At 70.2% G+C, this 22,670-nt stretch carries 20 protein-coding genes; all 20 read left to right on the forward strand.

The features are described 5' to 3' along the window. Window positions 1–34: 34 nt before the first annotated feature. The 20 genes from rpoZ to FHG54_RS09430 all read left to right on the forward strand — a co-directional run bounded on the left by rpoZ (window position 35) and on the right by FHG54_RS09430 (window position 22,648). Window positions 35–292, forward strand: a complete 258-nt coding sequence (gene rpoZ, locus FHG54_RS09335; RefSeq protein ID WP_139417027.1) for a DNA-directed RNA polymerase subunit omega — start codon at window positions 35–37, stop codon at window positions 290–292. A gap of 14 nt (window positions 293–306) precedes the next feature. After that, entirely contained in the window at window positions 307–1,584 is a 1,278-nt protein-coding gene (coaBC, locus tag FHG54_RS09340; protein ID WP_139417028.1) for a bifunctional phosphopantothenoylcysteine decarboxylase/phosphopantothenate--cysteine ligase CoaBC, read from the forward strand. Continuing rightward, a complete protein-coding gene (gene metK, locus FHG54_RS09345) occupies window positions 1,581–2,774 on the forward strand; it encodes a methionine adenosyltransferase (RefSeq protein ID WP_139417029.1) in 1,194 nt (397 codons plus the stop codon). Before coaBC ends, metK begins: the two co-directional genes overlap by 4 nt. Window position 2,775: 1 nt before the next feature. Next, window positions 2,776–4,734 (forward strand): primosomal protein N' family DNA-binding protein, encoded by a 1,959-nt coding sequence (locus FHG54_RS09350; RefSeq protein WP_139417030.1) that lies wholly within the window; start codon window positions 2,776–2,778, stop codon window positions 4,732–4,734. 27 nt (window positions 4,735–4,761) lie between these two features. Beyond that, window positions 4,762–5,691 carry a methionyl-tRNA formyltransferase gene (gene fmt, locus FHG54_RS09355; protein ID WP_139417031.1) on the forward strand — a complete coding sequence of 310 codons (930 nt, stop codon included), beginning with the start codon at window positions 4,762–4,764 and terminating at the stop codon, window positions 5,689–5,691. Then, complete coding sequence (locus tag FHG54_RS09360; protein ID WP_139418388.1) at window positions 5,688–7,169, forward strand: RsmB/NOP family class I SAM-dependent RNA methyltransferase; 1,482 nt, start codon at window positions 5,688–5,690, stop codon at window positions 7,167–7,169. The genes fmt and FHG54_RS09360 overlap by 4 nt, the downstream gene beginning before the upstream one ends. A gap of 9 nt (window positions 7,170–7,178) precedes the next feature. Further along, a complete protein-coding gene (gene rpe / locus FHG54_RS09365) occupies window positions 7,179–7,874 on the forward strand; it encodes a ribulose-phosphate 3-epimerase (protein WP_139417032.1) in 696 nt (231 codons plus the stop codon). Beyond that, window positions 7,871–8,134, forward strand: a complete 264-nt coding sequence (locus tag FHG54_RS09370) for a phosphoribosyl-ATP diphosphatase (protein WP_139417033.1) — start codon at window positions 7,871–7,873, stop codon at window positions 8,132–8,134. Before rpe ends, FHG54_RS09370 begins: the two co-directional genes overlap by 4 nt. A gap of 44 nt (window positions 8,135–8,178) precedes the next feature. Beyond that, window positions 8,179–9,018, forward strand: coding sequence for an ATP phosphoribosyltransferase (hisG, locus tag FHG54_RS09375; protein WP_139417034.1), 840 nt, complete (start codon window positions 8,179–8,181; stop codon window positions 9,016–9,018). A gap of 7 nt (window positions 9,019–9,025) precedes the next feature. Next, complete coding sequence (gene hisF, locus FHG54_RS09380) at window positions 9,026–9,787, forward strand: imidazole glycerol phosphate synthase subunit HisF (RefSeq protein ID WP_139417035.1); 762 nt, start codon at window positions 9,026–9,028, stop codon at window positions 9,785–9,787. After that, window positions 9,784–10,155 (forward strand): phosphoribosyl-AMP cyclohydrolase, encoded by a 372-nt coding sequence (gene hisI, locus FHG54_RS09385; protein WP_139417036.1) that lies wholly within the window; start codon window positions 9,784–9,786, stop codon window positions 10,153–10,155. Before hisF ends, hisI begins: the two co-directional genes overlap by 4 nt. Before the next feature lie 15 nt (window positions 10,156–10,170). Beyond that, window positions 10,171–11,697, forward strand: a complete 1,527-nt coding sequence (locus FHG54_RS09390) for an anthranilate synthase component I (protein WP_139417037.1) — start codon at window positions 10,171–10,173, stop codon at window positions 11,695–11,697. Continuing rightward, window positions 11,694–12,413, forward strand: a complete 720-nt coding sequence (locus FHG54_RS09395) for a Trp biosynthesis-associated membrane protein (protein ID WP_139417038.1) — start codon at window positions 11,694–11,696, stop codon at window positions 12,411–12,413. The genes FHG54_RS09390 and FHG54_RS09395 overlap by 4 nt, the downstream gene beginning before the upstream one ends. A gap of 35 nt (window positions 12,414–12,448) precedes the next feature. Next, window positions 12,449–12,679 carry a DUF6704 family protein gene (locus tag FHG54_RS09400; RefSeq protein WP_139417039.1) on the forward strand — a complete coding sequence of 77 codons (231 nt, stop codon included), beginning with the start codon at window positions 12,449–12,451 and terminating at the stop codon, window positions 12,677–12,679. Then, entirely contained in the window at window positions 12,679–13,452 is a 774-nt protein-coding gene (trpC, locus tag FHG54_RS09405) for an indole-3-glycerol phosphate synthase TrpC (RefSeq protein ID WP_139417040.1), read from the forward strand. Before FHG54_RS09400 ends, trpC begins: the two co-directional genes overlap by 1 nt. 1 nt (window position 13,453) lies before the next feature. Continuing rightward, window positions 13,454–14,662 carry a tryptophan synthase subunit beta gene (gene trpB / locus FHG54_RS09410; protein WP_139417041.1) on the forward strand — a complete coding sequence of 403 codons (1,209 nt, stop codon included), beginning with the start codon at window positions 13,454–13,456 and terminating at the stop codon, window positions 14,660–14,662. Next, window positions 14,659–15,444 (forward strand): tryptophan synthase subunit alpha, encoded by a 786-nt coding sequence (gene trpA, locus FHG54_RS09415; protein ID WP_139417042.1) that lies wholly within the window; start codon window positions 14,659–14,661, stop codon window positions 15,442–15,444. The genes trpB and trpA overlap by 4 nt, the downstream gene beginning before the upstream one ends. Before the next feature lie 57 nt (window positions 15,445–15,501). Continuing rightward, window positions 15,502–16,506, forward strand: coding sequence for a prolipoprotein diacylglyceryl transferase (gene lgt / locus FHG54_RS09420; RefSeq protein ID WP_415858794.1), 1,005 nt, complete (start codon window positions 15,502–15,504; stop codon window positions 16,504–16,506). Window positions 16,507–16,605: 99 nt separating this feature from the next. Beyond that, window positions 16,606–21,198: a glutamate synthase large subunit gene (gene gltB / locus FHG54_RS09425; RefSeq protein WP_139417043.1), complete on the forward strand. Its 4,593-nt coding sequence runs from the start codon at window positions 16,606–16,608 to the stop codon at window positions 21,196–21,198. Then, window positions 21,191–22,648, forward strand: coding sequence for a glutamate synthase subunit beta (locus FHG54_RS09430; protein ID WP_139417044.1), 1,458 nt, complete (start codon window positions 21,191–21,193; stop codon window positions 22,646–22,648). The genes gltB and FHG54_RS09430 overlap by 8 nt, the downstream gene beginning before the upstream one ends. Window positions 22,649–22,670: the final 22 nt, after the last annotated feature.

Below are 22,670 nucleotides of genomic sequence, written 5' to 3' on the forward strand. Positions count from 1 at the left end.
GCGGTGCGCACCGCACGACCGAAGGAGTCATTCCATGGCTGAGAAGCTGTCCGGCATCATCGACCCGCCCATCGACGACCTGCTCTCGAGGGTCGACTCGAAGTACCAGCTCGTCATCTTCGCGTCCAAGCGCGCGCGCCAGATCAACGACTACTACGCCGACCTGCACGAAGGCAGCCTCTTCGACAACGTCGGACCGCTCGTGGACTCGTCAATCGACGACAAGCCGCTCTCGGTCGCGATGCACGAGATCAACGAAGACAAGCTCCGGCTCCGCCCGATCGCCGAGTGATCCGGAGGGGCCGGATGACTCGGCTCAACATCGTCGTCGGCATCACCGGCGGCATCGCCGCATACAAGGCCGTCGGCGTCGTGCGCGCCCTCGTCCTCGCGGGGCATGACGTGCACGTCGTGCCCACAGAGGGTGCATTGCGGTTCGTCGGCAGGCCGACCCTCGAGGCGATCTCGCGCAATCCGGTGCACACCGAGCTGTACGAGGGCGTCGCAGAGGTGCGGCACGTCGCGATCGGGCAGGCGGCCGACCTGATCGTGATCGCGCCCGCGACCGCGAACTCCATCGCGAAGCTCGCCGCCGGGCTCGCCGACGATCTGCTCGGCAACACCCTGCTCGCGAGCGAGGCACCCGTGGTCATCGCACCGGCGATGCACACCGAGATGTGGCGGCACCCCGCCACTCGGGCGAACGTCGAGACGCTCCGCTCGCGCGGCGTCACGATCGTCGGGCCGGCCGTCGGCCAGCTCACCGGCGCCGACAGCGGCTCCGGCCGCATGGAGGAGCCCGACCTGATCGTGCGTGCCGCGCTCGAACGCGTGCTCGGCGAGGCATCGAAGCACGAGGCATCCGCCGATCGCGGCGACCTCGCAGGACGTCACGTCGTCGTGAGCGCGGGCGGCACTCGCGAGCCGCTCGACCCGGTGCGCTTCCTCGGCAACCGCTCGAGCGGCAAGCAGGGCATCGCGATCGCAGAGGCGGCGCGCGAGCGCGGCGCGCACGTCACGCTCATCGCCGCGAACCTCGAGGTGGCCGAACCCGAGGGCTGCGACATCCGCCGTGTCTCGACCACGCTCGAACTGCAGGCCGCCGTGGCCGAAGCGGCGCAAGGTGCCGACGTCGTCGTGATGGCTGCCGCCGTCGCCGACTATCGTCCGGCGAGCGTGAGCGAGGCGAAGATCAAGAAGGATCGGAGCGACGACGGCCTGACCCTCGAACTCGTGCGCAATCCCGACATCCTCGCGGGTCTCGGCAATGCCCCGCACCCCGGCACGCTCCTCGTCGGCTTCGCGGCCGAGACCGAGGCCGACGACGATCGCCTCTTCGAGCTCGGTCGTGCCAAGCGCGAGGCGAAGGGCGCAGACCTGCTCGTCGTCAACCGCGTGGGCTGGAACGAGGGCTTCGCGAGCGACGAGAACCGCGTCGTCGTGATCGGCGACGGCGGCGCCGTCGTCGCACGAGCAGACGGAACGAAACTGTCGGTGGCGCATGACATCCTCGACGTGGTCGTCGCGCAGGCGACGACCGCGGCGCCTGCCGCGACGACCCCGAAGGAATCCGAAACCGAATGAGCGCCCTCCGCCGCTTCACGTCCGAGTCCGTCACCGAGGGGCACCCCGACAAGCTCTGCGACCAGATCTCCGACTCGATCCTCGACGCGCTGCTTCGCGAAGACCCGAACAGCCGGGTCGCCGTCGAGACGCTCGTGACGACCGGTCTCGTGCACGTCGCGGGCGAGGTCTCGACGAGCGGGTACGTCGAGATTCCGGCAATCGTGCGAGAGCGGGTCACCTCGATCGGCTACGACTCCTCCGACGCCTGGTTCGACGGGCGTTCATGCGGCGTCTCGGTGTCGATCGGCGGCCAGTCGCCCGACATCGCACAGGGGGTCGACCACGCCTTCGAAGCCCGCGAACGAGCGAGCCACGACGCGCTCGACATGCAGGGTGCCGGCGATCAGGGCATCATGTTCGGCTACGCCACCCGCGAGACCCCCGAACTCATGCCCGTGCCGATCTGGATCGCCCACCGGCTCGCCGAGCGACTCGCGGCCGTGCGCAAGAGCGGCGAACTCGACTACCTCCGCCCCGACGGAAAGACCCAGGTCACGATCGGCTACGAGGGCCAGGTGCCGAAGAGCGTCGAGACCGTCGTGCTCTCGACACAGCACACACTCGCGGTGTCGACCGCGCAGCTCCGTGCCGAGGTCGAAGAACTCGTCATCCGGCCAGTGCTCGAAACGGTCGAACTCGCCCGGCACGACCTCGACGTGCTCATCAACCCCACCGGGCGGTTCGAGATCGGCGGCCCGCAGGGCGACGCCGGCCTCACCGGGCGCAAGATCATCATCGACACCTACGGCGGCGCGAGCCGCCACGGCGGCGGCGCCTTCAGCGGAAAGGACCCGTCGAAGGTCGACCGTTCGGCGGCGTACGCGATGCGCTGGGTCGCGAAGAACGCCGTGGCGGCCGGTCTCGCCGATCGGCTCGAGCTGCAGGTGGCCTACGCCATCGGCAAGGCCGCACCCGTCGGGCTCTACGTCGAGACCTTCGGCACGGGCCTCCTTCCCGACGAGCAGATCACCGCGGCGATTCGCAAGGTGTTCGACCTGCGGCCCGCTGCGATCATCCGCGACCTCGACCTGCTGCGCCCGATCTACGCGCAGACCGCGAGCTACGGCCACTTCGGCCGTGAGCTGCCCGACTTCACGTGGGAGCGCCTCGACCGCGTCGACGACCTCCGCTCCGCCGCCGGGCTCTGAAGTGGCCGGCGGCCCCGTCGCCCGCGTGCTCGTCGATTCGCCCCTTCCGCAACTCGACCAGCTCTTCGACTATTCGGTGCCCGAACGACTCCGAGAGGCGGCGGTCGCCGGGGTGCGGGTACGGGTGCCGTTGCGATCCGGCGGTCGCATCGCCAACGGATGGCTCGTCGAGACGGCATCGTCGAGCGAGTACGAGGGGCGACTGAGCGAACTCGAAGACGTCGTCTCCGAGGTGCCGTTGCTCACCCCCGAGGTGTGGGCGCTCGCGCGCGCAGCGGCCGATCGGGCGGCCGGCAACGCCGGCGACATCCTTCGTGTGGCGATTCCGAGCCGTTACGTGCGAGCCGAGAAGGCGTGGCGCGCGGCCGAGCCCGATCCGGGCGAGCTGCCAGAGCCCGCTGCACCGATGCCCGGTTACGAGCGCGGTGCCGTCGAGACGGGCATCGACGCCGGTGAGCGGATGGCGCTGTCCGCCGATCCGCGGCCGGTGCGCCTCTCGTCGGGGCAGTGGGTGGGCGCCTGGGCCGCGACGCTCGCCGCCGCGGCCGCCCACACCCTCGCGGCAGACCGCTCGAGCCTCGTCATCGTGCCCGACTACCGCGACCAGGAGCAGCTCCAGGCGGCCCTCGCCGATCGCATCGACGCGCGACGGGTGCTCCGCACCGATGCCCGGCAGACGGGTGGCGAGCGGTTCCGCGCATTCCTCGACGCGACCGGCGGCGCCGCGCGAGTCGTCATCGGCAATCGATCGACGGTCTACGCACCGGCCGCACGCCTCGGCCTCATCGCGATGTGGGACGACGGCGACGCACTCCAGAACGAGCAGCTCGCCCCTGGAGTGCATCCGCGAGACGCCGCCCTCATCAGGCAGGAGCAGTCGGGCGCGGCTCTCCTCTTCCTCGGCCACACCCGCAGCGTCGAGGTCGAACGCCTCGTCGAGATCGGCTGGGTGCGCGAGGTGCCCGCGGTCAAGCATGTGCGGCCGAGGGTCATCCCGACCGAGCAGCAGATCGCGCCGGAGCCGGGCTCTGCGCGCATCCCGTCGAGCGCCTGGCGCGCCGCGCAGCAGGCGATTCTCGAGGGACCGGTGCTCGTGCAGGTCGCGCGCCCCGGGCATGCGCCGATGCTCACGTGCGACCGATGCCGCGAGCCGGCGCGATGCACGGCTTGCGGCGGCGCGCTGGTCGTGCCCCGGAGCGGCGGCGACCCCCGTTGCGTGCTCTGCGGAACGAGCGCGAGCACCTGGCGGTGCCCGGTGTGCGAGGGCGCGAAGCTGCGCGCCGCGACGGTGGGGGCCAGCCGTACCGCCGAAGAGCTCGGCCGCGCGTTCCCGAAGGCGCGCGTCATCCTCTCCGACGGCGAACGACCGGTTCAGAGTGTCGGCGCCGAGCCAGCACTCGTCGTCGCGACCCGCGGCGCTGAGCCCATCGCCGACGGCGGCTACCGGGCCGTGCTCCTGCTCGACGGCGAACGGATGCTGCTGCGCGAGTCGCTTCGCGTCGCCGAAGACTGCCTTCGCTGGTGGGCCAATGCCGCAGCCCTCGCGGCTCCGGGTTCGCCGGTCTCACTCGTCGGGGTCGCGGGAACGCTTGCGCAAGCGCTCACGTCGTGGCGGCTCCCCGAATGGGCGAGCCGCGAACTCGCGAGTCGCCGGGCGTTGCGGTTCCCGCCGGCGGTGCGCGTGGCGAGCGTGACGGCGGCGCCGGCCCTGGTCGCCCGCGCGCTCGACGCCGCGCGTGATCCGGCGCCGGGCGTCGACTCGCTCGGCCCCGTGCCGGCAGACGAAGGTCTCGAACGCGGCATCGTGCGGTTCGACTACGCGGCCGGCGCCGCGGTCGCGAAGGCGCTCCGTGCCGAGATGATCCGGGTCGCGACCGAACGACGGCGCCCGGTGTCCGGGCAGCCACCGAAGCGTCCATCGGTGCTGCGCGTGCGTTTCGACGACCCCGAGGTCCCGTAGCGACACCGTCGTCGGCGACAATGGAGTGTGCAGAAGCTCCGCATCGTCTTTGCCGGTACCCCCGGCGTCGCCGTCCCGTCGCTCGAACGTCTCGCGGCGAGCGGCCATGACCTCGTCGGCGCCGTCACGCGGCAGCCGGCGCCGCTCGGACGCAAGCGCGTGCTCACGCCGTCGCCCGTCGCGCAAGCGGCGGCGCGTCTCGACGTGCCGGTGATCGAGGCGAACCGGCTCGATGCCGATGTCACGGCGCGGATCGCCGGTCTCGCTCCCGACCTCGGCGTCATCGTCGCCTACGGCGGCCTCGTGCGGGAGCCGCTGCTGTCGACTCCCGTGCACGGCTGGATCAACCTCCATTTCTCGCTGCTCCCGGCCTGGCGCGGGGCCGCACCGGTGCAGCGCTCCCTCATCGCGGGCGATGCCGTCGCCGGGGCATCCGTGTTCCGGCTCGTCGCCGAGCTCGACGCGGGCGATGTCTACGCGGAGCTCCGGCATGAACTGCAGGGAGACGAAACGGCAGGGGAGCTGCTCGACCGGTTGGCGGGCTCGGGCGCCGAACTGCTGTCGGGCGTCGTCGACGCCATCGCCGGCGGCTCGGCGCGAGCCGTGCCGCAACAGGGCGAACCGAGCTTCGCGCCGAAGCTCACGATCGACGACGCACGGCTCGACTGGTCGCGCGGCGCGACCGAGATCCGTGACCGGTTCCGCGGCGTGACGCCGGAACCCGGCGCGTGGACGACGATCGAGGAGCAGCGCGTGAAGGTGCTCGACCTCGTGCCTGCGGGCGATGGGGCCCCGTCGCTCGCACCGGGTGAGCTCGTGGTGTCGGCGCGGCGTGTGCTCGTCGGCACGGGCTCCACGCCGCTCGAACTTCGTCGAGTGCAACCCGCGGGCAGGCCCGCCATGGATGCGGGCGACTGGTGGCGCGGCAGCGGCCGCAGCTCGGCGGCGGCACGATGAGCGGCTCGCGTCGCGGCGGCGGCGGAGGGACGTCACGCACCACGCCGTCACGCTCGGCTCCGCCGCGCATCGCGCCGGCGCGCATCGTCGCCGTTGAGGTGCTCGAGGCGGTGCGGGTCGATGAGGCGTACGCGAACCTCCTGCTGCCTGCGCGCATCCGTCGTGCCGGGCTCGACCGGGCCGACGCGGCGTTCGCGACCGAGCTGGCCTACGGCACGTTGCGGATGCAGGGGTTCTACGACCGGGTCATCGAACTGGCCGCGAACCGCCCGAGATCCGCGATCGACCCGGTCGTGCTCGACGTGCTCCGGCTCGGCGCGCACCAATTGCTCGCCACCAGGGTCGCAACCCACGCGGCGGTCAACGAACAGGTCGAGCTCGCACGACGCGCCGCTCCCAAGGCGGCGGGCTTCGCGAACGCCGTGCTCCGCACGATCTCCCGAACCTCGCCAGAGGAGTGGCGCGAGCGCGTCGCCGAGGGCGCGAGCAACGAAGACGCTCGGCTCGCGGCCGTCACGAGCCACCCCGAGTGGATCGTGCGCGCCCTCCGCACGGCGCTCGCCCACGAGGACCGCGCCGACGAACTCGAGCGATTGCTCGATGCCGACAATGCCGCACCGCGGGTCAACCTCGCCGTGCTGCCGGGCCTCGACGTCGACACCGACGACATCGACGGCCTCGAACCCGATCGGTTCTCACCGATCGGCGCCGTCGCGGCCGACCCGATCACGGCTGCCGAGCGCTCGGGGGGCCTCATCCGCGTGCAGGACGAAGGCTCCCAGCTCGCCGCGCTCGCCCTCAGTCGTGCCGAGCCCGTACGCGCCGGGGAGCGCTGGCTCGATCTGTGCGCCGGCCCCGGCGGCAAGACCGCGGTGCTCGCGGCCGAAGCCCTCGCGGGCGGCGCGGTGCTCGTCGCGAACGAGACGGTGCCGGCGCGGGCCGAGCTCGTGCGCAACGCCGTCGTCGGCGTACCGCTCGAGGTCGAGGTGCACGTCGGCGATGGTCGCGCACTCGATCTCGCGGCGCTCGGAGCGCCGCGAGGCTTCGACCGCATCCTGCTCGACGCCCCGTGCACCGGACTCGGCGCCCTCCGCCGTCGCCCCGAGGCGCGGTGGCGCAAGACCCCGACGGATGTCGCCGAGCTCACGAAGCTCCAGGGTGAGCTGTTCGACGGCGCCTTCGCCGCGCTCGCGCCCGGTGGCATCCTCGCCTACGTCACATGCTCGCCGCACACCGCGGAGACTCACGGCACTCTCGCCGCGGCGCTCCGCCGGGCCGGCACCTCCGCCGAGCAGCTCGACACGCGATCCGTGATCGGGGAGGTGTCGCGGCATCCGCTCGACCTCGCCGGCGATGCCGAGACCGTGCAGCTCTGGCCGCACCGGCACGGCACCGATGCGATGTTCATCGCGCTCGTGCGAAAGCGGGCCTCCCCGCGCGTCGACGGCGACGCCGGCGCGGGCGGCGCGGCTCGATAGGGTGGCTGCATGACGATGCGGATCAACCCGAGCATCCTCGCTGCCGATTTCGCGAACCTCGAGCGCGAGCTCGGGCGTATCGCGAGTGCCGACCTCGTGCACGTCGACGTCATGGACAACCACTTCGTGCCGAACCTGACGTTCGGCCTGCAGATGGTGGGGCGCCTGCAGGAGGTCAGTCCGATTCCGCTCGACGTGCATCTCATGATCGATGAACCCGATCGTTGGGCGCCGGGTTACGCAGAGACGGGCGCGTTCTCGGTGACGTTCCACGCCGAGGCCGCCGCCGACCCGGTGGCGCTCGCTCGCAGGCTCCGTCAGATCGGCGCCCGTGCCGGCATCGCGCTCAAGCCGGGCACCGCCGTCGAACCGTACCTCGAGCTGCTGCCCGAGTTCGACCAGGTGCTCGTCATGACCGTCGAACCCGGCTTCGGCGGCCAGTCGTTCATGCCCGAGACGATGCCGAAGCTCGAGCGTCTGTCACGCGTCGTGCGCGAGACGGGTCTCGACGTCTGGCTCCAGGTCGACGGGGGCATCACGATCGACACCATCGGCATCGCGGCAGAGGCCGGGGCGAACACCTTCGTGGCGGGCTCGGCGGTCTTCGGGGCCGAGGTGCCGGCCGAGCGCATCATGGCGCTCCGCGAGATCGCCGACGCGCACCGGCATGACCGGGCTCCGGGCACCGGTAGGCTTGACGGGTGAAGACCTTCGACGAGCTGTTCGTCGAGCTCGCCGACAAGGCCCGAAACCGCCCCGAGGGTTCCGGCACGGTTCGAGAGCTCGACGCCGGCGTGCACGCCATCGGCAAGAAGATCGTCGAGGAGGCCGCCGAGGTGTGGATGGCCGCCGAGTACCAGAGCGACGACGAGACCGCAGAAGAGATCTCCCAGCTGCTGTACCACCTGCAGGTGCTCATGCTGGCGAAAGGGCTCTCGCCCGCCGACGTGTACCGACATCTCTGAACACGCCCATGGCCGATCAGAACCGTCGACACGAAAGTACCGAAATGCTCCGAATCGCCGTGCCCAACAAGGGCGCGCTTGCTGAAACCGCCGCCCAGATGCTGTGGGAGGCCGGGTACACCGGTCGCCGCGACCCGCGCGACCTGCACACCGCCGACCCCCGCAACGGGGTCGAGTTCTTCTACCTGCGGCCGCGCGACATCGCGACGTACGTCGGGTCGGGCGCGCTCGACGTCGGCATCACGGGTCGCGACCTCCTGCTCGATTCGGGGTCGGATGCCTCGGAGATCGCGCCGCTCGGATTCGGCGGCTCGACCTTCCGCTTCGCGGGGCCGTCGGGCGCCTTCACCGAACTCGCAGACCTCGACGACGTGACGGTGGCCACGAGCTATCCCGGGCTCGTCGGCGGCTTCCTCGCCGGCCACGGCGTGACCGCCAGGCTCGTGAAGCTCGACGGCGCGGTCGAGTCGGCTGTGCGCCTGGGCGTCGCCGACGCGGTCGCCGATGTCGTCTCGACGGGCTCGACGCTTCGCCAGGCGGGGCTCGAGATCTTCGGCCCGGTCATCCTCGAGTCCGAGGCCGTCTTCATCGGCTCGGGCGTCGACAAGCCGGGTGCCGCGACGCTGCTCCGGCGCTTGCAGGGCGTGCTCGTCGCCCGCCGGTACGTGCTGCTCGACTACGACGTTCCCGTCGAACACCTCGAGAGCGCGACTGCGGCCGCTCCCGGCTTCGAGTCGCCGACGGTCTCGCCCCTCCACGATCCCGAGTGGGTCGCCGTGCGGGTCATGATCTCGCGCGCCGACATGAACCAGGTGATGGACCGGCTGTACGAGCTCGGCGCGAGGGCGATCCTCGTCAGCGCCATCCACGCGGCCCGGCTGTGAGTCACGAATGTCCCTCGCCGTCCGCGTGATCCCGTGCCTCGATGTGGCTGCCGGCCGCGTTGTGAAGGGCGTCAACTTCCAGAACCTGCGTGATGCCGGCGACCCGGTCGAGCTCGCTGCCCGCTACGCCGAGCAGGGTGCCGATGAGCTCACCTTCCTCGACGTCACCGCGACCGTAGACGACCGTTCGACCACGTACGACATGGTGCAGCGAGTCGCCGAACAGGTGTTCATCCCGCTCACGGTGGGCGGCGGCATCCGCTCGACCGACGATGTCGCGAGGCTGCAGGGCCACGGTGCCGACAAGATCGGCGTCAACAGTGCGGCGATCGCCCGGCCCGCGCTCATCGGTGAGATCGCCGATCGCTTCGGAGCACAGGTGCTCGTGCTCTCGCTCGACGTCAAGCGCTCCGATCGCACGCCGTCGGGATTCGTCGTGACGACGCACGGAGGGCGTACCGAGACCGACCTCGACGCGCTCGAATGGGCGCGCCTCGGCATCGAGCTCGGTGCCGGCGAACTGCTCGTGAACTCGATCGACGCCGACGGCACGAAGGCGGGCTTCGACCTCGAACTCACCTCGCTCATGCACGAGCTGTCGACCGTCCCCGTGATCGCCTCTGGCGGTGCCGGCGCGGTCGCCGACTTCCCGCCCGCGATCGCGGCGGGCGCCGATGCGGTGCTCGCGGCGTCGGTGTTCCACAACGGCGAGCTGACCATCGACGAGGTCAAGGCGGCGCTGGCGGCAGATGGGAGGATCGTGCGATGACCACCGAATCGACGGTCGGCGCGGCGCTCGACCGTGCGGTCTTCAACGCCGATGGACTGCTGCCCGCGATCATCCAGCAGTGGGACACCGGTGAGATGCTGATGCTCGGCTGGATGGATCGCGAGGCGCTGCGACGCACCCTGACCGACGGGCGCGTCACGTTCTGGTCGCGGTCGAGGCAGGAGTACTGGCGCAAGGGCGACACCTCGGGTCACGCGCAGTACGTGCGCTCGGCGGCACTCGACTGCGACGCCGACACCCTGCTCGTGCGCGTCGAGCAGATCGGCGCCGCCTGCCACACCGGCACCCGTACCTGTTTCGACGGCGACCCGATCGCCGTGACCCCCGGATTCCCGCCCGCCGACTGACTTGAGGAGCACACGTTGGCCGACGCCACGACCACCTTCGAGGAGTTCACCGCCCTGCTCTCGGGGCGAAGCGTCGTGCCCGTCGTGCGCGAGCTCTTCGCCGACGGTGAGACTCCCGTTGGCATCTACCGGAAGCTCGCCGCCGGACGACCCGGCACATTCCTGCTGGAGTCGGCCGAGCAGGGCGGCATCTGGTCGCGGTACTCGTTCGTCGGCGTCTCCTCGTACGGCGTGATCACCGAGTCCGACGAGCGCGTCGCGTGGCAGGACTACGGTCTGAGCGCCGAACGGGCGCTCGGCGACGCTGCCGAGCTCGCGCCGCTCGCCGCGCTCGCCGCGCTGTTCGAGCGCTGGCGCACCGAAGACGTGCCCGGAGCGCCGCCGCTCACCGGCGGCCTCGTCGGGTTCATCGGCTGGGAGGCGATCCGTCAGATCGAGCGTCTTCCGAACCGACCGCCCTCGGAGTTCCCGATGCCCGGTCAGGCGTTCGCCTTCGTCTCCGAGCTCGTCGTGATCGACCACCGCACGGGCACGGTTCAACTCATCTTCTCGGTGCTGAACGATCTCGGCGAGCCGCCCGCCCAGCTCTGGCAGAGCGCGCAGGCTCGCCTCGACCGCATGCAGCTGGGCCTCGCGCAGCCGTCCGAGGCGTGGCTGGCCGAGATCGACCTGTCACGTGCGGCCGACCCCGTGCATCGCACCGACAAGGCCGATTTTCTCGCCGCGGTCGACCGGTCGAAGGAGTACATCCACGAGGGCGACATCTTCCAGGTCGTCATCTCGCAACGGTTCGAGCAGGAGGCGAACGCGCACCCGATCGACGTCTACCGGGTACTGCGCAGCCTCAACCCGAGCCCGTACATGTATCTCCTGCATCTGGAGGACGCGGCGGGGGAGCCGTACTGGATCGTCGGCTCGTCGCCCGAGGCGCTCGTGAAGGTGCAGCACGGCCGGGTGTTCACGCATCCGATCGCCGGCTCGAAGCCGCGCGGCGCCTCGCCCGAGGCCGACGCCGATCTCGAGGCCGAGCTCAGGGCCGACCCGAAGGAGCAGGCCGAGCACTTGATGCTCGTCGACCTCGCGCGCAACGACCTCGCCAAGGTCTGCACCGCCGGCACGGTCGAGGTGACCGAGTTCATGCGGGTGGAGCGCTTCAGCCACATCATGCACCTCGTCTCCTCGGTCGAGGGCGATCTCGTCGGCGGCGCGAACGCGATCGACGTGTTCCGTGCGACGTTCCCCGCAGGCACCCTGTCGGGCGCGCCGAAACCCCGTGCCCTCGAGATCATCGACGAACTCGAACCCGCGCAGCGGGGGCTCTACGGCGGCGTCGTCGGATACTTCGGATTCGGCGGCGACGCCGACCTGGCCATCGCGATCCGAACGGCGACGATCTCGGGCGGCATCGCCCGGGTGCAGGCCGGCGGCGGACTCGTCGCCGACTCCGACCCCGAGTCCGAGTACCAGGAGTCCCGGAACAAGGCCGCGGCCCCGCTCCGTGCGGTCGCCGTCGCGAACGCGATGCGCCGGGTCGAGTCATGACCCCGGCCCGCATGAAGCTGCCTGCGGTCGTCGCAACGGTCGTGGGCGCGGGCCTCGTGCTGCTCTCGTGGAGTCAGACCTGGTTCGACCTCCTCATCGAGTCGAGCACGGTCGGCGGCACGGGCGAGCCGGTCGCCGTGGCCGGCAGCGTCGCCTCTCCGGCTCTGGCGGCGCTCGGCCTCGCCGGCCTCGCGATCGCGCCGGCACTCGCGATCGCCGGCCTCGGAGTCCGTTTCGTGCTCGGCGTGCTCGAGGTGCTCCTCGGCGGTTGCGTGCTGCTCGCGGCGAGCCTGTCGCTCGCGGGCCCGGTCGCCGCAGTGTCGCCTGCCGTGACGGAGGCCACGGGAGTCGCGGGCGCCGAGCCGACCGCCGAGCTCGTGGCATCCGTGACCGCGACGGTCTGGCCGGCGCCGGCGATCGCCGGCGGCGCACTGCTCGTGCTCGCCGGGCTCGCCGTGCTCGTGACGGGCGGGCGCTGGCCGGCCTCGTCGCGGCGATACGCCGATTCCCGGATGGTGTCCGACGGCACCTCGGGCAGCGCTGCGGCGCGCCCGGCCTCTGACCGCGCCATCGACGACTGGGACGGGCTGAGCCGCGGCGACGACCCGACCGACGACGCCGCATCGCCGATCCTCGACGCTGTCGACGACGACGCAGACCCCGCCGACGGCGCCCGCCCGAGCGGCGACGAAGGCACCAGCGGCGCGAACCGCTAGACTGGCCGACGGAAACCCCAGCACGAAGGAGCAGCATGAGCACTGAGATCGCAGATCCCGGTCACGGAAACTCGCCCGCGGCATGGACCGCCGTCACGATCATGCTCATCGCCTTCGTGATCGGCACGATCGCCTTCTTCTTCGCGGCGGAATGGCTCGTCTGGGCCGCGGCAGGCCTCCTCGTCGTCGGCCTCCTCGTCGGTTGGGTGCTCACGCGCGCCGGCTACGGCGTCGGCGGCTCGAAGGTCTCCGAAAAGGCGCACTAGTGCTGGCCGAGCTGACGGCGAATGCTGTCGCCGACGCTCTGGCGCGCCGTGAGCGTGCACCGCTCGCCGAGGTCGAGGCCGCGGCGCTCGCGCGCCCGGCTGCGCTCGACGCGCTCGAGGCACTGGCCCCCGCCGCCCACGTCAAGGTCATCGCAGAGATCAAGCGGTCGAGCCCCTCTCGGGGCGCGCTCGCGTCGATCTCCGACCCGTCTGCACTCGCCCGTCAGTACGAGCTGGGCGGTGCGAGTGCCATCAGCGTGCTCACCGAGGGCCGCAGGTTCGGCGGCTCGCTCGCCGATCTCGAGGCGGTCCGTCAGGCCGTGGCCCTGCCGGTACTCCGCAAAGACTTCATCGCGACGACGTACCAGGTGTACGAGGCACGCGCGGCCGGGGCCGACCTGGTGCTGCTCATCGTCGCCGCGCTCGACGACCCGACCCTCCGCGAGCTCTACGAGCTCACCGTCGAGCTCGGCATGACGCCGCTCATCGAGACGCACTCGGCCGAGGAGCTCGAACGAGCCGCCGCACTCGGCGCACGCCTCATCGGCGTGAACGCGCGCGACCTCTCGACCTTCGAACTCGACCGCGACCTCTTCGGCCGACTCGCGCCGCGGTTCCCCGACGGCGCGATCCGCGTCGCCGAGTCCGCGGTGCTCTCGGCTGCTGATGTCGCGCACTACCGCGCATCGGGTGCCGATGTCGTGCTCGTCGGCGAGGCACTCGTCACCGGCGGCGACCCGATTGCCAACCTCTCAGCTTTCCTGGCGGTGTGACATGGCGCTCAGAGCGCAGACCGGTCCGTACTTCGGCGACTTCGGCGGGCGCTTCGTGCCCGAGTCCCTCATCGCCGCTCTCGACGAGCTCGGCGAGGCCTACGATCTCGCCAAGCTCGATCCGGCGTTCGGCGCCGAACTGGCCGAACTCGGCCGCAGCTACACCGGGCGTCCGTCGATCATCACCGAGGTGCCTCGCTTCGCCGCGCATGCCGGCGGAGCCCGCGTCATCCTGAAGCGCGAAGACCTGAACCACACCGGGTCGCACAAGATCAACAACGTGCTCGGTCAGGCACTGCTCACGAAGCGCATCGGCAAGACACGCGTGATCGCAGAGACCGGCGCCGGCCAGCACGGTGTTGCCACGGCGACGGCCGCTGCGCTCTTCGGCCTCGACTGCGTCATCTACATGGGCGAGGTCGACACCGAGCGGCAAGCCCTCAACGTCGCGCGCATGCGCCTGCTCGGTGCCGAGGTCATCGCGGTCACTGCGGGATCGCGCACCCTGAAAGACGCGATCAACGAGGCGATGCGCGACTGGGTCACGAATGTCGAGAGCACCAACTACATCTTCGGCACGGTCGCGGGGCCGCACCCGTTCCCCGAGATGGTGCGGGACTTCCAGAAGATCATCGGAGAAGAGGCTCGCCGGCAGGTCATCGAGCTCACCGGCGCGCTGCCGACGGCGGTCGCCGCCTGCGTCGGCGGCGGATCGAACGCGATCGGCATCTTCCACGCCTTCCTCGACGACGAGGGCGTAGGGCTCTACGGGTTCGAGGCCGGAGGGGAGGGCGTCGAGACCGAACGGCACGCGGCCACCATCACCAAGGGGCGACCCGGAGTGCTCCACGGCGCGCGCAGCTACCTCCTGCAGGACGATGACGGTCAGACCATCGAGTCCCACTCGATCTCGGCCGGACTCGACTATCCGGGTGTCGGCCCCGAACATTCGTGGCTCTCGGCGATCGGCCGCGCGAACTACCGCCCGGTGAGCGATGACGCCGCGATGCAGGCACTGCGCCTGCTCACCCGCACCGAGGGCATCATCCCCGCGATCGAGTCGGCGCACGCTCTCGCGGGCGCGCTCGAACTCGGCCGTGAACTCGGATCGGAGGCGACGATCCTGGTGAACCTGTCGGGCCGCGGTGACAAGGACATGGACACGGCTGCACGCTACTTCGAGCTCTACGACCAGGAGAACGCCGAATGAACACGGTCGGTCCCGTCATCCGCCGTCGGAACGACGAGGCAGGCGGCGCCCTCATCGGGTACCTGCCTGTCGGCTTCCCCACGTTCGACGAGAGCGTCGAGGCGGCCGTGACCATCGTCGAACGCGGTGTCGACATCATCGAGCTCGGCCTGCCCTACTCCGATCCGGTGATGGACGGCCCCGTCATCCAGGCAGCGACGCAGCAGGCCCTCGCGAACGGCTTCCGCCTCGCCGACGGCTTCGAGGCGGTGCGGCGCATCACCGAGCGAGTGGATGCCCCGGTGCTGATCATGACCTACTGGAACCCCGTCGTGCAGTACGGCATCGATCGCTTCGCCGACGACCTCGCAGCTGCCGGGGGAGCGGGCCTCATCACGCCCGACCTCATTCCCGACGAGGCGGCCGGATGGATCGCGGCATCCGAACGCACCGGTCTCGACCGGGTGTTCCTCGCGGCGCCGACGTCGAGCGACGCGCGCATCCGGCAGGCCGTCGAGGCCAGCCGCGGCTTCGTCTACGCGGTCTCGACCATGGGCATCACCGGCGCCCGCAGCGACGTCGATCGGGCGGCCCGGAGGCTCGTCGAGCGACTGACGCACGCCAACGCTCCGGCGAGCTGCGTCGGCGTCGGCATCTCCACGGCCGCCCAGGTCGCCGAGGTGCTCGAGTACGCCGAGGGCGCGATCGTCGGATCGGCCCTCGTGAACGCCCTCGCCACGGGCGGAGTCGCCGCCGTCGGCGAGCTCGCTGTGGAACTCGCGCGCGGCACACGCTCGGAGTGAAGTACGCTCATTGAGGCCGTCAGCGGCCGACGCAACTGAGGAAAGGCAACAGCCGGCGTGATCGCACCGTTCAGCATCCCGAGCCCAGACCCCGCTTGGCGTACCCTCGAGATCCCACTTCCGTGGGGCGCGCTTGCGATCCAGACGTACGCGCTCTGCATCCTCGTCGGCATCATCCTCGCCGTCATCATCACCTCGCGCCGCCTGACCAAGCGTGGCGCAGAGCCTGGCATCGTGCTCGACATCGCCCTGTGGGCCGTGCCGCTCGGCATCATCGGCGCGCGGTTCTACCACGTCTTCACGCACCCCGACGACTACTTCTTCGAGGGAGCGAACATCTGGAACCCGTTCGAGCCCGGTGCCATCTGGAACATCTGGGAGGGCGGCAACGCGATCTACGGCGCGCTCCTCGGCGGCGCCATCGGTGTGATCATCGGATGCCGTTTCACCGGCATCCGGTTCTGGTCGTTCGCCGACGCGCTCGCCCCCGGCCTCCTCGTCGCCCAGGCGGTCGGGCGACTCGGCAACTGGTTCAACCACGAACTGTTCGGTTCGCCCACCGACCTGCCGTGGGGCCTCGAGATCTCCTCCGACAACCCGGCCTTCCCGGCGGGCCTTGCCGACGGCACGCTCTTCCACCCCACATTCCTCTACGAGCTCATCTGGAACCTCGCGGGCGCCGCAGCCATCATCCTGCTCGAACGCCGGTTCAACCTGCGCTGGGGCAAGGCGTTCGGCGTCTATCTCATCTGGTACGGCGCGGGTCGTGCGTTGTTCGAATCGATCCGCCTCGATCCGAGCGAGATGTTCCTCGGCATCCGGGTGAACGTGTGGGCGTCGTTCGCGGCCGTCGTCGTCGGCATCGTACTGATACTCGTTCAGCGCCGCCGGCACACCGGCGACGAGCGGAGCCCGTACGTCGCGGGCCGTGAATGGGCGGGGCCCGATGCTGAGGTAGACTCCGATGACATCGACTCCGACGCACTCGACGAGGAAGTCGAGAGCGAGAGCTCAACCGGCGAGACGGCGGCCACAAGCCCACACCGATCCACCACCGCGTAGGACGCCCCACCACCCCCTGTTCACCGAAGCGACGCCGCACACCGTGTCGTGACATCCCCTTGATGGGCCGACGACGTCCCTCTCTGCACACTGAGTTTGATGAGGACGGTTCCCGTGTCGCTCACCCCACCCTTCTCGCGGTTCGGCACCGTTCCACCCGCCCAGGGCATGTACGACCCCGCCGCGGAGCGCGACGCGTGCGGTCTCGCGATGGTCGCCACCCTGCGCGGCACGGCCGGACACGACATCATCACCGCGGCGCTCGATGCGTTGCGCAACCTCGAGCATCGCGGAGCGGTCGGCTCCGACGCCGGCACGGGCGACGGCGCCGGCATCGTCACCCAGGTGCCCGACGCGTTCCTGCGGGCCGTCACCGGCTTCGGGTTGCCGGAAGCCGGCGCCTACGCCGTCGGCAACGCGTTCCTCCCCGTCGACCCCACCACGCGCAGCCGCATCAAGCAGGCACTCGTCGGGCTCGCGGCATCCGAGGGCCTTTCCGTCATCGGATGGCGCGAAGTGCCGGTGCGCCCCGAAGAGCTGGGCACGCTCGCACGAGCGGCCATGCCGGTCGTGCAGCAGCTCTTCGTGCAAGCGGTCGCCACCACGTCGACCGGCGCGACGGTGTCGGGCATCGAACTCGACCGACTGACGTTTCGGCTGCGCAAGCGCGCCGAGCGCGAGCTCGAGCTCTACTTCGCCTCGCTCTCGTGCCGCACCGTCGTCTACAAGGGCATGGTCACGACGCTCCAGCTCGAGCCCTTCTACCCCGATCTCTCCGACGAGCGTTTCGCGTCGAAGCTCGCACTCGTGCACTCGCGGTACTCGACGAACACCTTCCCGTCGTGGCCGCTCGCCCAGCCCTTCCGCATGATCGCGCACAACGGCGAGATCAACACGATCCAGGGCAATCGCAACTGGATGCGGGCGCGTCAGTCGCAGCTCGAGTCCGAGGTGCTCGGCGACCTCGCGCCGCTTCGGCCCATCGTCACTCCCGGCGCCAGCGATTCAGCCTCCTTCGACGAGGTCGTCGAGCTGCTCACGCTCGCCGGCCGGAGCCTGCCTCACGCCGTCATGATGATGGTGCCCGAGGCCTGGGAGAACCAGACCGAGATCGCACCCGAGCGCCGCGCCTTCTACGAGTACCACTCGATGCTCATGGAGCCGTGGGACGGCCCCGCCGCGATCGTCTTCACCGACGGCACGCTCGTCGGGGCCACGCTCGACCGCAACGGGCTCCGCCCCGGCCGCTACGTCGTCACCGACGACGGCCTCGTCGTGCTCGCGAGCGAGATCGGCGTGCTCGACATCGAGCAGAGCCGCATCGTGCGCAAGGGCCGGTTGCAGCCGGGCCGCATGTTCCTCGTCGACACCGAGGCCGGACGTCTCATCGAAGACGACGAGATCAAGTCGGAGCTCGCAGCGACCGAGCCGTGGGGCGACTGGCTCGAGCAGGGGCGCATCCAACTCGCCGAACTGCCCGAGCGCGAGCACATCGTGCACCCGCCGGCATCCGTCAACCGTCGACAGCGCACCTTCGGCTACACCGAGGAGGAAGTGAAGATCCTCCTCGCGCCGATGGCTCGAACCGGGCAGGAGCCGCTCGGCGCCATGGGCTCCGATACTCCGATCGCGGTGCTGTCGAAGCGACCGAGACTGCTCTTCGACTACTTCACGCAGCAGTTCGCGCAGGTCACGAACCCTCCGCTCGACTCGATCCGGGAGGCCGTCGTCACCTCGCTCGGCACGTCCCTCGGCCCCGAGCGCAACCTGCTCGATGCCGGGCCCGAGCACGCCCGCCAGGTCTCGCTCACCTTCCCCGTGATCGACAACGACGAACTCGCGAAGATCGTTCACATCGACCCCGAACCCGGCGCTCGCACGACCGTCACCATCCGCGGGCTGTACCGGTTCGATGAGGGGCCGGAGGCCTTGCGCAACCGTCTCGCCGTCATCTGCGGCGAGGTCGATGAGGCGATCGAGGCCGGTGCGGCGTTCATCGTGCTGAGCGATCGCGATTCCAACAAGGACCTCGCACCGATCCCGTCTCTCCTCATGCTCTCTGCGGTGCATCACCACCTCATCCGATCCGAGAACCGCATGAAGGTCGGTCTCATCGTCGAGGCGGGCGACGTGCGCGAGGTGCATCATGTCGCGCTGCTCGTGGGCTACGGGGCATCCGCCGTCAACCCGTACCTCGCGATGGAGACCTGCGAAGACCTCGTGCGCTCCGGCGTGATCACGGGCGTCACCCCGGAAGACGCGGTGCACAACGTCATCAAGGCGCTCGGCAAGGGCGTCCTGAAGATCATGTCGAAGATGGGCATCTCCACGATCGCCTCGTACGCAGGAGCCCAGGCCTTCGAGGCGATCGGCCTCGATCAGGCCCTCATCGACGAGTTCTTCACCGGCACGACGTCGAAGCTCGGCGGCGTCGGCATCGGCGCGATCGCCTCGGAGAACCTCGACCGTCACACGGAGGCGTATCCCGAGGATGCTGCCGTGCGTGCGCACGAGCGTCTCGCCACTGGCGGCGAGTACCAGTGGCGTCGCGACGGCTCGCCGCACCTGTTCAACCCGGAGACGGTGTTCCGTCTCCAGCACTCGACGCGAAACCGCCGCTACGACGTGTTCCGCGAATACACCTCGCTCGTGGACTCGCAGGCCGAAGACCTGATGACGCTGCGCGGCATGTTCGCGCTCCGCACCGGCACCCGGCCTGCGGTGCCGCTCGACGAGGTCGAATCCGTCGAGTCGATCGTCAAGCGCTTCTCGACCGGGGCGATGAGCTACGGCTCGATCTCGAAGGAGGCGCACGAGTCCCTCGCGATCGCCATGAACCGGTTGGGCGCCAAGTCCAACACCGGTGAGGGCGGCGAAGACCTCGACCGCCTGCTCGACCCCGAACGGCGCAGCGCGATCAAGCAGGTCGCCTCGGGCCGCTTCGGCGTCACGAGCATGTACCTCACGCACGCCGACGACATCCAGATCAAGCTCGCACAGGGGGCCAAGCCCGGCGAAGGCGGCCAGCTGCCGCCGACGAAGGTGTACCCGTGGGTCGCGCGCACACGTCACGCGACTGCCGGTGTCGGCCTCATCTCGCCGCCGCCGCACCACGACATCTATTCGATCGAAGACCTGAAGCAACTGATCTTCGACCTGAAGCGCGCGAACCCGAGGGCGCGAGTGCACGTGAAGCTCGTGAGCCAGTCGGGCATCGGCGCCGTTGCGGCAGGCACGGCGAAGGCCCTCGCCGACGTCATCCTCGTCTCCGGGCACGACGGAGGCACCGGCGCGAGCCCGCTCAACTCGTTGAAGCACGCGGGCACGCCGTGGGAGCTCGGCCTCGCCGAGACGCAGCAGACGCTCATGCTGAACGGCATGCGCGACCGGGTCGTCGTGCAGGTCGACGGACAGCTGAAGACCGGACGCGACGTCGTGATCGGCGCGCTGCTCGGAGCCGAGGAGTTCGGGTTCGCCACGGCGCCGCTCGTCGTGCAGGGCTGCGTCATGATGCGGGTCTGCCACCTCGACACGTGTCCGGTGGGCGTCGCAACGCAGAACCCCGAACTGCGGAAGCGATTCACCGGCAAGCCCGAGTTCGTGGTCAATTTCTTCGAGTTCATCGCCCAAGAGGTGCGCGAGTACCTCGCCGAGCTCGGCTATCGCTCGATCGACGAGATCATCGGCCGACGTGAGCTGCTCGACCTCGACCGTGCGATCGACCACTGGAAGGCGTCGGGTCTCGACCTGACGCCCGTGCTCGTCGGGCCGGACTTCTCCGAGTCCGAGGCGCGACGCAACTCCCGCGGCCAGGACCACGAGCTCGAGGCGCACTTCGACAACGAGCTCATCCGCCGGAGCAGGCTCGTGCTCGAGCAGGGCGGAAGCGTCGAGATCGAACTGCCCATCCGCAACACGGAACGTGCCGTCGGCACCATGCTCGGCCACGAGGTCACCGTACGGCGCGGCGAGCACGGGCTGCCCAGCGGCTCGATCGACGTCACCCTCACCGGCTCCGCCGGCCAATCCCTCGGTGCCTTCCTGCCGGCGGGCATCACGCTCCGGCTCGAAGGGGACTCGAACGACTACGTCGGCAAGGGCCTCTCGGGCGGGCAGATCGTGGTGCGACCGTCGCGCGACAGCGGCTTCGTCGCGGAGCGGAACGTGATCGCCGGCAACGTGATCGGGTACGGGGCCACGCAGGGCAGCATGTTCATCCGCGGCATCGTCGGCGAGCGCTTCCTCGTCCGGAACTCCGGCGCGACCGCGGTCGTCGAGGGGGTCGGCGACCACGCACTCGAGTACATGACCGGCGGCCTCGCGCTCATCCTCGGCGAGACCGGGCGCAACCTCGGTGCCGGCATGTCCGGCGGCACGGCGTACGTGCTCGACCTCCGGGAGGGCCGGGTGAACCGTGAGTCGCTGACGGCGGGAGAGCTCGAACTCGGGCCGCTCGGCAGCGCCGACCACGAGATCGTGCGCGACCTGCTCGAGCAGCACGTCGCGAACACCGACTCGGCGATCGCCGCATCGCTCCTCGCCGAAGGCGACGATGCGTTCGACCGTTTCACCAAGGTGCTGCCTCGCGACTACGCCGCAGTGCTCCGTACCCGCCAGAGCGCGGTCGACGAAGGGCTCGACCCCGACGGCGACGTGGTCTGGAATCGAATTCTGGAGGTGACGAATGGCTGACCCGAAGGGCTTCCTGAAGGTTACCGAGCGGGAGCTGCCCAAGCGGCGGCCCGTTCCCGTGCGAATCATGGACTTCAAGGAGGTCTACGAGCAGGGCGACCCCGCACAGCTCCGCCGTCAGGCAGGTCGCTGCATGGACTGCGGCGTTCCGTTCTGCCATCAGGGTTGCCCGCTCGGCAACCTGATCCCCGAATGGAACGATCTCATGTTCCGCGGTGAGGGGCGCGCGGCGGCCGAACGCCTCCACGCCACGAACAACTTCCCCGAGTTCACCGGGCGTCTCTGCCCCGCACCGTGCGAATCCTCGTGCGTGCTCGGCATCAACCAGCCCGCCGTCACGATCAAGCAGGTCGAGGTCTCGATCATCGACGACGCCTTCGGCAACGGCTGGGTCCAGCCCCAGCCGCCCGGCCGGCTGACCGGCAAGACCGTCGCGGTCGTCGGCTCCGGCCCTGCCGGGCTCGCCGCTGCCCAGCAACTGACGCGCGCCGGTCACACGGTCGCGGTCTTCGAACGCGACGACCGCATCGGCGGCCTGCTCCGCTACGGCATCCCCGATTTCAAGATGGAGAAGAAGCACCTCGACCAGCGGCTCGCGCAGATGACGGCTGAGGGCACCCGGTTCCGCGCCGGCGTCGATATCGGTGTCGACATCACCTGGGCGCAGCTGCGTGAGCGTTACGACGCGGTCGTGGTGGCCACCGGGGCGGTCGTCCCTCGAGATCTGCCGGTGCCCGGCCGCGAGCTTCCGGGCGTGCACTTCGCCATGGAGTACCTGGTGCAGTCGAACCGCCACCTGGCCGGCGACCAGGTCGTCGACCAGATCACGGCCGAGGGCAAGCACGTCGTCGTCCTCGGCGGCGGTGACACCGGTGCCGACTGCATCGGTACCGCCCACCGACAGGGCGCACTGTCGGTCACGAACCTCGCGATCGGCAAGGAGCCGAGCGCGAACCGGCCGGAGCACCAGCCGTGGCCGATGCACCCGACGGTGTTCGAGGTGCAGAGCGCGCACGAAGAGGGCGGCAACCGCCAGTTCCTCGCCTCGACGGTCGAGTTCCTCGCGAACGACGCCGGTGAGTTGCGCGCCATCCGGGTCGCCGAGACCGAATACCTCGACGGCCGACGCGTGCCGAGAGCCGGCACCGAGCGGGAGATCCCCGCCGACCTCGTGCTGCTCGCGCTCGGATTCACCGGGCCCGAGACGGTCGCGTTCGATGAGCAGCTCCCGCTGCCCGTCACCGATCGCGGCAACCTCGCGCGCGAGTCCGATTATGCGACCGCCCAGCCGGGTGTCTTCGTCGCCGGCGATGCCGGCCGGGGGCAATCGCTCATCGTCTGGGCGATCGCTGAAGGTCGTGCTGCGGCATCCGCAGTCGACCGCTACCTTGAAGGCGAGACCCTGCTGCCGTCGCCGATCGCCTCGACGGCGCGCGCCTTCTCCATCTGACCATGGCGCGCCGCGTGGCGCG

Source organism: Agromyces laixinhei, from assembly GCF_006337065.1.
Classification (GTDB): domain Bacteria; phylum Actinomycetota; class Actinomycetes; order Actinomycetales; family Microbacteriaceae; genus Agromyces; species Agromyces laixinhei.

Bases quoted from the DNA above. Each gene is read 5' to 3' on its own strand.
- rpoZ (WP_139417027.1), top strand. From the start codon at position 35: ATGGCTGAGAAGCTGTCCGGCATCATCGACCCGCCCATCGACGACCTG.
- coaBC (WP_139417028.1), top strand. From the start codon at position 307: ATGACTCGGCTCAACATCGTCGTCGGCATCACCGGCGGCATCGCCGCA.
- metK (WP_139417029.1), top strand. From the start codon at position 1,581: ATGAGCGCCCTCCGCCGCTTCACGTCCGAGTCCGTCACCGAGGGGCAC.
- FHG54_RS09360 (WP_139418388.1), top strand. From the start codon at position 5,688: ATGAGCGGCTCGCGTCGCGGCGGCGGCGGAGGGACGTCACGCACCACG.
- rpe (WP_139417032.1), top strand. From the start codon at position 7,179: ATGACGATGCGGATCAACCCGAGCATCCTCGCTGCCGATTTCGCGAAC.
- hisG (WP_139417034.1), top strand. From the start codon at position 8,179: ATGCTCCGAATCGCCGTGCCCAACAAGGGCGCGCTTGCTGAAACCGCC.
- hisF (WP_139417035.1), top strand. From the start codon at position 9,026: ATGTCCCTCGCCGTCCGCGTGATCCCGTGCCTCGATGTGGCTGCCGGC.
- hisI (WP_139417036.1), top strand. From the start codon at position 9,784: ATGACCACCGAATCGACGGTCGGCGCGGCGCTCGACCGTGCGGTCTTC.
- FHG54_RS09395 (WP_139417038.1), top strand. From the start codon at position 11,694: ATGACCCCGGCCCGCATGAAGCTGCCTGCGGTCGTCGCAACGGTCGTG.
- FHG54_RS09400 (WP_139417039.1), top strand. From the start codon at position 12,449: ATGAGCACTGAGATCGCAGATCCCGGTCACGGAAACTCGCCCGCGGCA.
- trpB (WP_139417041.1), top strand. From the start codon at position 13,454: ATGGCGCTCAGAGCGCAGACCGGTCCGTACTTCGGCGACTTCGGCGGG.
- trpA (WP_139417042.1), top strand. From the start codon at position 14,659: ATGAACACGGTCGGTCCCGTCATCCGCCGTCGGAACGACGAGGCAGGC.
- gltB (WP_139417043.1), top strand. From the start codon at position 16,606: ATGAGGACGGTTCCCGTGTCGCTCACCCCACCCTTCTCGCGGTTCGGC.
- FHG54_RS09430 (WP_139417044.1), top strand. From the start codon at position 21,191: ATGGCTGACCCGAAGGGCTTCCTGAAGGTTACCGAGCGGGAGCTGCCC.